The organism is Mangrovibacterium diazotrophicum (assembly GCF_003610535.1).
GTDB lineage: Bacteria > Bacteroidota > Bacteroidia > Bacteroidales > Prolixibacteraceae > Mangrovibacterium > Mangrovibacterium diazotrophicum.
Genome location: NZ_RAPN01000001.1, coordinates 1,149,483 through 1,162,353 on the forward strand (window position 1 = coordinate 1,149,483; position 12,871 = coordinate 1,162,353).

At 44.6% G+C, this 12,871-nt stretch carries 11 protein-coding genes; 2 read left to right on the forward strand and 9 right to left on the reverse strand.

The features are described from left to right. Positions 1–106 precede the first annotated feature (106 nt). From BC643_RS04685 to BC643_RS04695, 3 genes are all read right to left on the reverse strand, one after another. A complete protein-coding gene (locus BC643_RS04685; protein WP_120271997.1) occupies positions 107–2,599 on the reverse strand; it encodes an endonuclease MutS2 in 2,493 nt (830 codons plus the stop codon). 118 nt (positions 2,600–2,717) lie between these two features. Continuing rightward, positions 2,718–3,119: a response regulator gene (locus tag BC643_RS04690; RefSeq protein ID WP_120271998.1), complete on the reverse strand. Its 402-nt coding sequence runs from the start codon at positions 3,117–3,119 to the stop codon at positions 2,718–2,720. Positions 3,120–3,139: 20 nt separating this feature from the next. Continuing rightward, positions 3,140–4,819, reverse strand: a complete 1,680-nt coding sequence (locus BC643_RS04695; RefSeq protein ID WP_120271999.1) for an alanine/glycine:cation symporter family protein — start codon at positions 4,817–4,819, stop codon at positions 3,140–3,142. A gap of 316 nt (positions 4,820–5,135) precedes the next feature. Here BC643_RS04695 and BC643_RS04700 point away from each other — a divergent pair, with 316 nt between their 5' ends. Together BC643_RS04700 and BC643_RS04705 are read left to right on the forward strand one after the other, a co-directional pair. Further along, positions 5,136–5,396, forward strand: a complete 261-nt coding sequence (locus BC643_RS04700; RefSeq protein WP_120272000.1) for a hypothetical protein — start codon at positions 5,136–5,138, stop codon at positions 5,394–5,396. A 17-nt stretch (positions 5,397–5,413) separates the two neighbouring features. After that, entirely contained in the window at positions 5,414–5,623 is a 210-nt protein-coding gene (locus tag BC643_RS04705; protein WP_120272001.1) for a PspC domain-containing protein, read from the forward strand. A 20-nt stretch (positions 5,624–5,643) separates the two neighbouring features. On the opposite strand, the gene BC643_RS04710 is transcribed toward BC643_RS04705, so the two are convergent. The 6 genes from BC643_RS04710 to BC643_RS04735 all read right to left on the reverse strand — a co-directional run bounded on the left by BC643_RS04710 (position 5,644) and on the right by BC643_RS04735 (position 12,695). After that, positions 5,644–7,779: a Tex family protein gene (locus BC643_RS04710; RefSeq protein ID WP_120272002.1), complete on the reverse strand. Its 2,136-nt coding sequence runs from the start codon at positions 7,777–7,779 to the stop codon at positions 5,644–5,646. A 237-nt stretch (positions 7,780–8,016) separates the two neighbouring features. Next, positions 8,017–8,361 (reverse strand): 50S ribosomal protein L20, encoded by a 345-nt coding sequence (rplT, locus tag BC643_RS04715; protein WP_120272003.1) that lies wholly within the window; start codon positions 8,359–8,361, stop codon positions 8,017–8,019. Positions 8,362–8,459: 98 nt separating this feature from the next. Next, entirely contained in the window at positions 8,460–8,657 is a 198-nt protein-coding gene (gene rpmI, locus BC643_RS04720; RefSeq protein WP_120272004.1) for a 50S ribosomal protein L35, read from the reverse strand. A 55-nt stretch (positions 8,658–8,712) separates the two neighbouring features. After that, complete coding sequence (infC, locus tag BC643_RS04725; RefSeq protein WP_120272005.1) at positions 8,713–9,234, reverse strand: translation initiation factor IF-3; 522 nt, start codon at positions 9,232–9,234, stop codon at positions 8,713–8,715. A gap of 58 nt (positions 9,235–9,292) precedes the next feature. After that, on the reverse strand, positions 9,293–11,242 hold the full coding sequence (thrS, locus tag BC643_RS04730; RefSeq protein WP_120272006.1) for a threonine--tRNA ligase: 1,950 nt from the start codon (positions 11,240–11,242) through the stop codon (positions 9,293–9,295). A gap of 367 nt (positions 11,243–11,609) precedes the next feature. Then, positions 11,610–12,695 (reverse strand): DUF6588 family protein, encoded by a 1,086-nt coding sequence (locus BC643_RS04735; protein WP_120272007.1) that lies wholly within the window; start codon positions 12,693–12,695, stop codon positions 11,610–11,612. Between the last annotated feature and the right edge of the window lie 176 nt (positions 12,696–12,871).

A 12,871-nucleotide genomic window follows, 5' to 3' on the forward strand; every position in this document is an offset into this window, starting at 1 on the left:
AACAATATGATGTCTGTTAGATATGATTCATACAGACAGGCATAGTTCGCCAGTAAGCGAAAGAAGTCGATTGATAAAAATTCGTGTTTTTAATATTCACCATTGGTTAGCCCAGCTCCACAATGGTAATACCTGCTCCACCGAACTGAACATGCTCGTCGCGGCAGGAACTTACGGCAGGCTCTGATTTCAGGTAGTTGCGAATCATTTCTTTCAAAATACCACTCCCCTTCCCATGCAAAATTCGAAGTTCGTGTACGTTGAGCATGATAGCTTCATCAATAAAAGCCTGAATATTGGTAATCGCTTCCTCGGCGCGCTGACCGCGGATATCGATATCGGGTTTAAAATTTAGACGTCGTTCCGAGAGGTTCTTGTTTACGTTTGCCTTGGTCTGGTTGTACACCTTCTGCTCGCGCTTGGCTTCGTTGTTCGATACTGCCTTCAACTTCTTACGAGCGACGGTGGTGCGCAATTGCCCAAAAGCGACGATCGCATTTTTATCGGTCAGCTCCAGAATTTCGCCAACCGTATCTTGTCCTTCAATGCGAACTTTATCGCCCACTTCAAACGGCTTTTCAACCTGTGGCTTCACTAGTTGTTGCTGCGGAGCCTCTGGCTTGACTTCTTTTTTCTCCTTGCGATTCTTTTGCTTATTCTTCAGCTTTTCAATCTTCCGCTGGATCCATTCGTCCTGTTCAGCACTGGTCTCAACAACCTCTTCCTTGAAGGTCTCCAGCTGTTTCCGGATCGCTTTGGTTTTTTCTTTTTCAGCCTGACTTTCACGAATCTCGCGAATGGTATTTTCAACTTTCTTATTGGCCTCCGCTAAAATTTTCGCAGCTTCCGCTTTTGCTTCTTCAAGGATTTGCTTCCGCTGATCATTCAGCTTTTTCAGATCGGTTTCGTAGCGCGTTGAAACATCGTCAAGCGTCTTCTCCACCTGACGAATCCGTTGACGTTTGGACTCCCAGTAGCGTTTGTCGCGCAGGATGTCGCGCAAGTGCTTATCGAAGTCGATGTGGTCTTTCCCGATTTTATCGGTAGCCTCCTGCAGAATTACTTCCGGCATCCCGATTTTACGGGCAATTTCAAAAGCAAACGAGCTACCCGGCTTTCCGATTTCAAGTTGAAAGAGCGGCTCCATTTGATGCGCGTCGTACAGCATCGCACCGTTTATAATGCCCTCGGCTCCCGATGCGAAATGCTTCAGGTTAGTATAGTGAGTAGTGATAACTCCGAAAGTACCCAACTGGTTCAGTTGATTGAGAATTGCCTCAGCAATGGCTCCCCCAAGCATGGGTTCGGTACCGGTTCCAAACTCGTCAATCAACACCAGCGTTCTTTCATTCGAATTACGAACGAAAAATTTCATATTCATCAAGTGCGAGCTGTAGGTACTCAGGTCGTTCTCGATCGACTGTTCGTCACCAATATCGATAAAAATCTGGTCGAAAATACCGGCCAGGCTGCTTTCGTGTACAGGAATCAAAAGCCCGCACTGCAACATGTACTGCAGCAACCCGACTGTTTTCAGACAGACCGATTTACCACCGGCGTTGGGGCCGGAAATCAACAGCAAATGGTCTTTCTGAGTCAGGGTAATATTCAAGGGCATTACCTGGCGGTTTTCCTTGGCCAGGTTGAATTTCAACAATGGGTGAACCGCCTTGATCCACTCCAGTTGGCTCTCCCATTTTATATGCGGCTTGATCGCCTCCATGCGGTTTGCCAGGCGTGCTTTCGCGCGAACAAAGTCAATGGTACCAAGAAATTCATATTGGCTCATCAAGTCGCCCAAATACGGACGAATGTCGTCGGCTACTTCCACCAGGATGCGAACAATCTCGCGCCGCTCAGCATATTCCAGTTCCCGGATTTCATTGTTCAGTTCGACCACCTCGGCCGGCTCAATATAGGATGTTTTTCCGGTAGCAGATTCATCGTGCACAATCCCGCTGATGCGTCGTTTCAAGGCCGAAGAAATCGGGATTACCGGTCGCCCATCGCGGATAGACACACTGGCGTCGTCCTCGATCAGACCTTCGCGTTGAGCTTGCTTCAAAATGGCATGCAGACGCTTCGATACATTACCTTGTTTCGAGAATAATTCTCGCCTGATTCGGGCCAGTTCGGGCGATGCCGAATCTTTGATCTTCCCGTGCTGATTTAGAATTTGGTCAATCCGGTCTTTCACATACGGAAAAACCTGCACTTGTTCCAATAGCTTCCGCAAGTTCGGATAACTTTCTTCTTTTTGCTGTTTGATAAAACGAACAATCGCAATGATGGTCTCAAGCGAACGCTTCAGATTGAAAAGTTCGTCAACATCCAAAAAGCGGCCTTCCGTTCGGATTTTGGAAAGCGCCGGACGCATATCGAAAAAATAGTTAATCGGGAACGAGTCAGTATCCTGCAATAATTTGGAGAATTCATCGGTGAGCGACAACTCAAAATCGAGTTTGCCAGGCTTGGTCATAAATTCAATCTCGTCCACGCGGTCCTGTCCCAGGCTGCTTAAACAAGATTCCTTCAACAAAGCACGCACTTTGTCGAAACCGATTTTCACTTCAAAATTATCCGGATATATTTTCGTCATCAGTTTTTATTTGCTGGCGCAAAAATAACAAGAAGTTTTTTAGTTCCGAGATTTCCGGGCGTGTTTGCCGCGGATCTTTGCCAGCACCTCCCCATTCGGGGATATCTTTCAGAAATAATCAGGAATTAAACTTGTTCTCGACCATGCGTAAGAAATTCGAAGCGTTGAAAGGCTTGCCCAGGTAATTGTCCATCCCGGCTTCCAAACAATGTTTGATATCCCCGTCCGCATCACTAGCCGTCATGGCAATAATAAATGCTTTTTTGAGCATTTCCTGCTCTTTTTCGAACAGACGAATGACCAAGGTCGACTCACATCCATTCATGACCGGCATCATCGCGTCCATTAATATCACATCGTAGGGAACTTTTTTATACTTCTCAAAAGCCTCCAATCCATTGTAGGCACTATCGATTTCAGAAAATCGCCCCCGCAACGACAATGTAACAACCCGATGATTAATCGGACTATCGTCAACCACCAGTAATTTTAAACCGTTGAAATCAAGATCCTCTGACATTTTGCGTTAAAATATATTTGTTAGTCAACCGGAGCATGCTCCTCCGGGAACCTTTCCGAGTATTCAACCCAGAAACTCTTTACCTCCGCTTTCATTTCTTTTCTTAACAGCAAGATACCAATTAAGTTCGGAATCGTCATCAAAGCAATCGTAATTCCTGACAATGTCCAAATGATTGTGGTATCAGTAAATGACGCCAAAAAGAAACCAATGACGTACACAATCCGGAAGTAAATCACTGCTTTAGAGCCGAACATGAATGTCATTGCCCGGTCGCCGTAATAACTCCACGAAATTGCAGTTGAGAACGCAAAAAGCAACAAGCCTATTGCCACAATATATTTTCCAAAATCGCCAAACCAACTCTTTGTAAAAGCGATCGTTGTTAACGGAGCACTGTGGATCAACGATTTTCCCATAAAAGCCAATGAAACATTGTTTGGTATCACACCATTTACAACCGACACCGTACCGTTATAAGGCGCACCGTTTTCTAGCACCCGAACATTTTCGGCTACCGAACGGGCATGGATAATGGTCAGATCATTTTGCACTTTTCCGTCAACAACCTGCAAATCGCCGGTGTACTCAGGCAGTGTGGTGTGGCCTAACAGGAAATCGTGCAGCGCCTGCTGATCTTCCGGCTTCGCCTCGTCGTAACGATTGTCCATCACCACAATATCTGTTGTTTGAAACTGGTTGTCAACTTTCTCAGTCCAAACGCCCGACGACAAAATCACCAGACCTGTCAGGGTACAAATGATGATGGTATCGATAAACGGTTCGAGCAGCGCCACCAAACCTTCAGAAACAGGCTCGTGAGCACGGGCTGCCGCGTGTGCAATTGGTGCAGACCCCTGCCCTGCTTCGTTGGAAAACAAGCCACGGTTCACACCCCGGTTAAAGGCAAAAGCAAAACCGGCACCTAAGAAACCACCGGTAGCTGCTGTTCCCGTGAAGACATTGCTGAAAATAGCAATGATCGACGGGATAATATTTTCGTAGTTGTACCCGATAACGGCAATGGCGCCAACAAAATAGATGAGCGCCATCAACGGAACCAATCGCGAGGTTACTTTGGCAATCCGCTGGATACCACCAATAATTACAAATCCCAAAAGAACCGCCAATACGAAACCTGTCAACACCTTGTTAATACCAAAGGTGGCAAACAAGGAGTTCGAGATGGAGTTAACCTGTGGCAAACTTCCGGTTCCGAATGACGACAAAACGGTTGCAATTGCGAAAATGACGGCCAGCCACTTCATGTTCAAGCGGTTTTTCATGTAGTACATCGGCCCACCGGCCATCGTACCGTCATCCGTTTTTTCGCGGTATTTATGAGAGAGCGTGACCTCTACAAATTTAGTCGTCATACCAAGGAGCGCTGTCACCAACATCCAGAATAAAGCAGCAGGCCCTCCCAGGTGAATGGCCAATGCCACACCGGCGATATTACCGGTTCCGACAGTGCCTGAAAGTGCTGTTGTCAAAGCCTGAAAGTGCGACGTATCACCAGTATCCCCTTCCCGGTCGAACTTACCCCGAACGATGCGGACTGCGTATTTCAAATAACGAAACTGCGGGAATTTCAGATAAATTGTGTAGAATAAACCCGTACCTAAAAGTAAGTAAACAAACCAGGAGCTACCTCCGATATATCCGTCTATTAAGGCAAGAATATCATTAAGCTTTGACATACATGAGATTTTAATTAGCGACTAAAATAGCATTTTGTCTTCTACAGCCGAAATTATTGATTCGATTAATAACATTTATTTCCAATTTGTAGAAAAAAGATGATTAACATCAGTAAAACCGCTCAGTCAACCTATTTTTAAACAAATAGAACACAATGGAATAGCCAATCGAAGTCAAACTAATTTGAAGATTTCAACGGAAAACTTCAACCTTGCTCCCGTGCCAACGTACTTCAAGAAAAATATAAATTGAAAAACAGCTTTTGAATGGCTTTTTCTCTATTTTTGCTCTATAACAATTAAACAAAAACGATTTATGTTACCAAAATTTTTACTTGCCGACAACTCACAAGAGTGCCCCGACACGATTTTCGTCGTTCACACTGAAGAACCGAAATTCATCGTTGAAAGTGACATTGAAGATTTTTGGACTAATCAGAAAGTTCATTGGTTAAGTGAGCCTCCTGTTTCCGAAGAAGTAATCAAAGCGTTGTTGGAAGATGCAGAAACCTTCCTGGACGATGAGTTTGAAAACCAGGATAACTTGTACGCAGAAGACGAAGACGACGAAGATTAATCGGATAAAATCGAACTATGAATACATTCGACGGCAAGAAAAGACTTACCCGTTCGAACGATAGGATGCTTGCCGGTGTACTTGCCGGTATAGCTGAATATTTGGACATGGACCCGACGATTGTCCGGATCATTTTTGTGTTACTCGCGGTCTTTAGCGCCGGATTCCCCGGCCTGTTGCTTTACATCATCCTTTGGATCGTTATTCCGGAGAAACCTCTCAACTAAAAATATTGAATTCAGCAAGGCTAATCCTGAGGGACATCTTTCAGGCTTAGCTGAATTCTCTTTCTGGCCAGATCCACTTCAGTTACTTTCACTTTCACATGCTGATGCAGTTTCACAATTTCGTTGGGGTCGCTGATAAAACGATCTGCCAATTGCGAAATATGAACCAATCCATCCTGCTTCACACCAACATCGACAAACGCACCAAACTTGGTAATGTTGGTGACAATACCCGGCAGCACCATACCAACCTGTAAATCTTCAACCTTATAAATTCCGTCGGCAAATTCGAAAACCTTGATGCCTTTGCGCGGATCCCTGCCTGGCTTGGCTAACTCAGCAACAATATCATTCAAGGTTGGCAAACCAACTTCCGGAGTCACATATTTTTTCAGATCAAGCGTTCCGAGTAAAGACGTATTGGCAACCAATTCGGCTACGGAACACTTCAGATCTTTAGCCATTTTCTGAACAACTGTGTACGATTCCGGGTGAACAGCTGAATTATCGAGCGGATTGTCCGCATCCGGGATTCGCAAGAAACCGGCTGATTGCTCAAATGCCTTTGCTCCCATGCGTGGTACTTTCATCAGCTCTTTTCGCGAACCAAAAGCGCCGTTTTCCTTTCGGTAATCGACCACATTTTGCGCCAATTGCGGACCAAGGCCCGAGATATAGGTCAACAAGTGTTTAGAGGCTGTATTAACATTCACGCCGACCTTGTTTACTGCCGACTCGACAACCGTGTCCAAACTTTCCTTTAACATTTTCTGATCAACATCATGCTGGTACTGCCCAACCCCGATCGATTTCGGATCGATTTTAACCAGCTCAGCCAAGGGGTCCATCAAACGTCGACCGATCGACACCGCTCCACGCACGGTAACATCGTATTGCGGAAACTCGTCGCGGGCAACCTTTGATGCTGAATAAACAGAAGCACCATCTTCAGAAACCACAAACACTTTCAAGTCGCGATCGTAGCGGAGCTTTTTCACAAAGTGCTCCGTTTCACGACTGGCTGTACCGTTTCCAATAGCGATCGCTTCAATTTGGTATGCACTCACCATCGAAGTGAGTTTCTTCGCGGCCATCTTGGTTTCTTCCTGTGGTTTGTGCGGATAAATCGTTTCGTTGTGCAACAGGTTACCCTGCGCATCCAAACAAACCACCTTGCAACCGGTACGATAACCGGGGTCAATTGCCAGCACGCGCTTTTGCCCGAGCGGAGCAGCCAGCAACAACTGCCGCAAATTTTCGGCAAAAACCTGAATCGCTTCCTGATCCGCTTTCCCTTTCGACAAATTGGAGAACTCTGTTTCCATCGAGGGAGACAAGAGACGCTTGTAACTATCTTTTAAGGCCAACGCTACCTGATCAGCAGACTCGTTCTTGGCACGAATAAACAACCGATCCAGACGTTCCAGAGTATCGGCGTCATCTGGAGAGATGCTAATACGCAGAACGCCTTCTGCTTCGCCACGACGCATCGCCAACAACCGGTGAGAAGGACAACGTTTGAGTTGCTCTTCCCAGTCGAAATAGTCGCGGTATTTGGCACCTTCTTCTTCTTTACCCTTCACGAGCTTTGCCCGGATAACAGCACCAACTTCAAACGACCGGCGTACAACCTGCCGTGCGCGTTCATTCTCATTCATCCATTCCGCAATGATATCGCGTGCACCAGACAGTGCTTCATCTGTTGATGCAACATCGCCTTTCACAAACGTCAACGCGCGACTTTCAACATCGCGCTCCTGTTGCTTCATCAAGATTTTGGCCAGTGGTTCCAAGCCTTTCTCGCGTGCGATTGTTGCCTTTGTTTTCCGCTTCGGTTTGTATGGAAGGTAGAGATCCTCCAGCTCGTTACTTTCCCAGCATTCTTCAATCCGCTTTTTCAACTCACCAGTCAACAGACCTTGCTCGTCAATGGTATTCAGGATGGTTTCCTTCCGCTTCGTTAGTTCCTCAAAACGGCTTTTCTCATCCTTAATCGCACCGATCTGAACCTCGTCCAAACTACCGGTTCGTTCTTTCCGGTAGCGCGAAATAAAGGGAACGGTAGCACCGTCGTTCAATAATTCGATGGTATTTTTTACCTGGTGTGAAGCAAGATTAAGCTTGCCCGATATGAGTTGAATGATTTCTGAAGTCATGGGTCAATTTTGAAAATGCACCCGAAGATAATAGAAAATTTGGGAGTTTTCAGTGACCAGTCGCAGTGTTCAGTGAAGAAGGATTTCTAGATTATCAGATTGCTGGATTCTTGGATATTCAGACAGTCTGACAATCCGAATATCCAATAATCTGAACGTCCGAACATCTAAAAAAGAAAGCCCCGCTCCGGATCCGGAACAGGGCTCTATGTTTATTTCGACCTTTTCTGTGATTTGTTATTTCACCTTATCAACGATAGCTTTGAAAGCTTGTGGTTGATACACAGCTAAATCAGCTAAAACTTTACGGTTGATTTCAATGTTTGCTTTTTTCAACAAACCAATCAATTGAGAATAGCTGAGTCCTTCCATACGGGCTGCAGCGTTGATACGCTGAATCCACAATGCACGGAAGTTACGTTTTTTGGCTTTGCGGTCGCGGTAAGCATATTGTAAACCTTTTTCATAGGTGTTTTTTGCTACCGTCCACACGTTTCTGCGGGCACCAAAGTTACCTTTAGTTTGCTTTAGAATTTTCTTTCTACGAGCCCGAGATGCGACATGATTTACTGATCTTGGCATAATCTTAAATTTTAAGTGCTAGCGCCCTGTCTTCACAGGAACTTTGTTGGCTAAATCACTTGTTACTAACTTTAATTCTTTAACTCTCCTGAAAAGGATTACTTCATTGCAAGCAACAGCTTAACGTTTTTCTCGTCTGCTTTGTCAACCAAAGTTGCATGAGTCAAGTTACGTTTTTGCTTTGTTGACTTTTTAGTCAAAATGTGACTTTTGAAAGCATGTTTCCTTTTCAATTTACCGGTACCGGTCAATTTGAACCGTTTTTTTGCACCGGAATTGGTTTTCATTTTTGGCATCTTGTCCTAAATTTAAATATTCAAAGAATCTGAAGCTCCGTCCAAAGTGTCCGGTTTACTTTTTCTTCTTAGGTGAAATAAACATCGTCATTCTTTTTCCTTCTAACTGAGGCATCTGCTCTACCTTGCCGATTTCTTCCAGCGCCTGAGCAAATTTCAGCAAAAGAATCTCGCCTTGTTCTTTAAAGAGGATTGAACGTCCTTTAAAGAATACAAAAGCCTTCACTTTTGCTCCTTCAGCTAAGAACTTTTCAGCATGCCGCAGCTTGAACTGGAAATCGTGATCGTCGGTTTGAGGACCGAAACGAATTTCTTTCACAGTTACTTTTACGGCCTTAGCCTTCATCTCTTTTTGTTTCTTTTTCTGTTGATAAAGAAACTTTTGATAGTCGATAATCTTACAAACAGGCGGATCGGCGTTTGGAGAAATCTCTACCAGGTCCAACTCCATTTCCTGAGCCATTGCTAAGGCTTCTTTCAGTGGAAAAACACCTTGATTTTCGATATTATCACCAACAAGACGTACCTGGTGGGTACGAATCCTTTCATTTAATCTATGCTGAGGTGTTGTATCCACACGTCCACCTCTGCGATTTGGCCTATTGACTGCGATAAGAAAAACCTCCTATTTCTTTTTAGTTATAAAATGCAGATAATTGTTCTTTAACTTCATCGTTCAGGAACTGAGCAAACTCTTCCATTGTCATATTGCCTTTGTCTCCTTCGCCTTGTTTACGAACAGAAACCTGGCCTGTTTCAGCCTCTTTCTCCCCGACAATCAGCAAGTAAGGAATTCGTTTAAGCTCATTATCCCGGATTTTCCGACCGATTTTTTCGTTCCGGTCGTCAATCAGGCTGCGAATATCGGAATTATTTAGATAATCTGAAACTTTTTGAGCATAATCGTTATATTTTTCGCTGATCGGTAACACCACTACCTGATCGGGAGTTAACCACAACGGGAATTTACCAGCTGTGTGCTCAATCAACACTGCCACAAATCGTTCCATAGATCCGAACGGTGCACGGTGGATCATAATCGGACGGTGACGTTTGTCATCCGCTCCAATATATTCCAGCTCAAAACGTTCCGGCAGGTTATAGTCAACCTGGATGGTACCCAACTGCCAGCTACGTCCCAAGGCATCTTTCACCATGAAATCCAATTTCGGTCCGTAGAATGCAGCTTCGCCCAACTCAGTTACTGTTTCCAGCCCTTTTTCGGCACAAGCTTCAATAATAGCAGCTTCTGCTTTGTCCCAGTTTTCGGGAGAACCAATGTATTTGTCCGGGTTGTTCGGATCACGCAGTGAGATTTGTGCTGTGTAATTATCCAATCCCAAACTGTTGAAAATAATGAAAACAATATCGATTACTTTCTTGAATTCGTCTTTCAACTGATCCGGACGGCAATACAAGTGTGCATCGTCCTGGGTAAAGCCACGTACACGCGTCAACCCGTGCAACTCACCACTTTGTTCGTAACGGTAAACAGTACCAAACTCGGCATAGCGAACCGGCAGGTCTTTGTACGAGTGTGGTTTGCTGGCGAAAATCTCGCAGTGGTGCGGACAGTTCATCGGCTTCAACATGTACTCTTCGCCTTCTGCCGGTGTTTTAATGGTTTGGAATGAATCCGCGCCATATTTCTGAAAGTGACCAGATGTTTTGTACAAAGCCACATCACCAATATGCGGAGTCATGACCTGCTGGTAACCGAATTTCTTCTGTACCTTTTTCAGGAAATCTTCCAGCTGCAAACGCAATTGGGTTCCTTTCGGCAACCACAACGGCAAGCCTTGTCCTACTTTCTGCGAGAAAGTGAACAGTTCCATTTCCTTACCGATTTTGCGGTGGTCGCGTTTTTTGGCTTCCTCCAGCAATACCAGGTATTCGTCCAGTAATTTTTGTTTTGGGAACGTCACCCCGTAAACACGGGTCAACATTTTATTTTTTTCGTTACCTCGCCAGTAAGCTCCGGCAATCGATGTCAATTTTACAGCTTTGATGTACGAAGTGTTCGGCAAGTGGGGCCCGCGACACAAGTCGGTAAAATTCCCCTGGTTATACAAAGTAATGGTACCATCTTCCAACTCGCTGATCAATTCCTGCTTCAGTTCATCGTGCTTTTCGGTGAACATGGCCAAGGCATCAGCTTTACTGATACTGCTGCGAACGATGTCGTTTTTCTCGCGCGAAAGCTCGATCATTTTTTTCTCAATCTGAGCCAGATCTTTCTCAGTCAACTGCTTGCCTTCCGGCAGATCAATATCGTAATAGAATCCCGTATCAACAGTTGGGCCGATACCGAATTTCGTGCCCGGATAAAAGAATTCAATGGCTTCGGCCATCAAGTGGGCAGACGAGTGCCAGAAAGTTTCTTTTCCTTCGCGATCGTCCCACGTGAATAATTTGATAGCTGAATCCTGATTAATGGGACGGTTTAAATCCCAAACTTGACCATTTACTGATACGGCCAACACGTCTTTGGCCAATCGACTGCTGATCGAATTGGCAATTTCGAGGCCGGTTACGCCGCTTTCGTATTCGCGGACACTGTTGTCAGGTAATGTAATCTTTATCATCTGTCAATACATGAAGAGGCTTTACACCTCAATTATTTTTAGCTTATAGCTTGTTTTACTGAAAGTTGCGAACCAATCGACTGAACAACTAGCGTTGACCCGCATTTTCAGCCTGCAAAGATAATGATTCTTGCTTGTTAGCGATGAGATTCAATGGATTTTATAGGAATTTAAAAGCTTGGGCGAACACCAATCGTTTTACTCGTCCCCTTCTAAAATCACAAACATGTTTTCCGAGAATCATAAGCATCATTTAAAAAACGGTAGGCATGAAATTTTGACCACAACTGCAGTAAGCCAAAACAAAAAAAGACGCCCACCAGGAGCGCCTTCAACTTAATTATTGTAACTGCGAAACTTGAAATCGTTAACGGAAACCAAAACTGAGACCAGCATTGTAAGTCACATAGTTTGTTTTGGCGATAGAACCAAACAAACTGAAGAAAGCCAACTTTAAACGGAAACCGGCATCAAGTCCTATGTAATTGTCTTTGTAGTGCAAAGCAATCGGATCTTCTTCATCAACCATCGCATCAATCAGCAAATCATCAATACTGGTGTAATCGTCGCTCAAACGTTCCGGATCCGGTATTGGAAATCGTCCTAAAATATCGAATGTTGTTTTACTGCTGTTACCGGTTACCGAGGCAAAGAAAGTGATCACCGCAATTTTCTTGGACACGATCAAACCATACTTGAAGTTTTTCGATTCGAGTTCACCGCGTTGATTTTCATCAACCACATATCCGGCGGGGTTCGAGTAACCGTAGTTTGTATAGTCGAAGTGCATGGTCGACTCGCCGCTCATTTTAGAATAGGCAGCAAACAGCGCAATGTCGATTGGCAAATGTTTGATAAATGGCAACGACTTGCGGATGTTGTGTTTGAAACCAATACCCCACAGACCAACGTCTGCCTTTTCGTTGTCAATATCGAACTTCACTTTCGGGATGTACCGACCGATGATATCGGTATTGGGTAACAAACCAAATGAAGCCTGAATAATTGGAACCGGAACCACATCAAAGTCGCTACCACCGGGAGTCGAAAAATATTCAACCGGAATTGTCATTCCCTGGTAGTTAGCATCGTAATACAAAGGTACTCCACCTGTACTTCCTGCCGCTGTCGAGGCAATGCTGTTTCCTTCCTGTGCATACAGGTACTTCAATCCCAATTTATTTACATCGAAGGTCTTGTCCGAATCGGCCACTTTGAAAGCGCTCACCGAAAATGCCAGGTCAAAGCCCCACAACTTGTGTGTTTCAGCCGTGTAATACCACGAGTTATTCATTCCAACACCAAGTCCTTTAGCGTAAGGCTCAACGTAAGCTCCGATCAGCAAATTGGCATCGTGCGTACCAAACCGCAACATGTCAGCCACATCCGACTGGGCAAAAGAAAACTTAAAACCGGCCAAAGCCACAAGCGCAACAAGTAATATCTTTTTCATGATAAAAATGATAGATTATAAGAGTCTAATTATACTGCAAATTGATAAAACGACACGTCATCCCGCCTAAACAGCTTGAAAATCGAATCGTAAAATGACTTATTGAATAACTGAGAAAATTGTGTTTTCGTATGATTTCCCCTTTTTTTATTGGGAAATTTTTCCCTGTTTTGAGC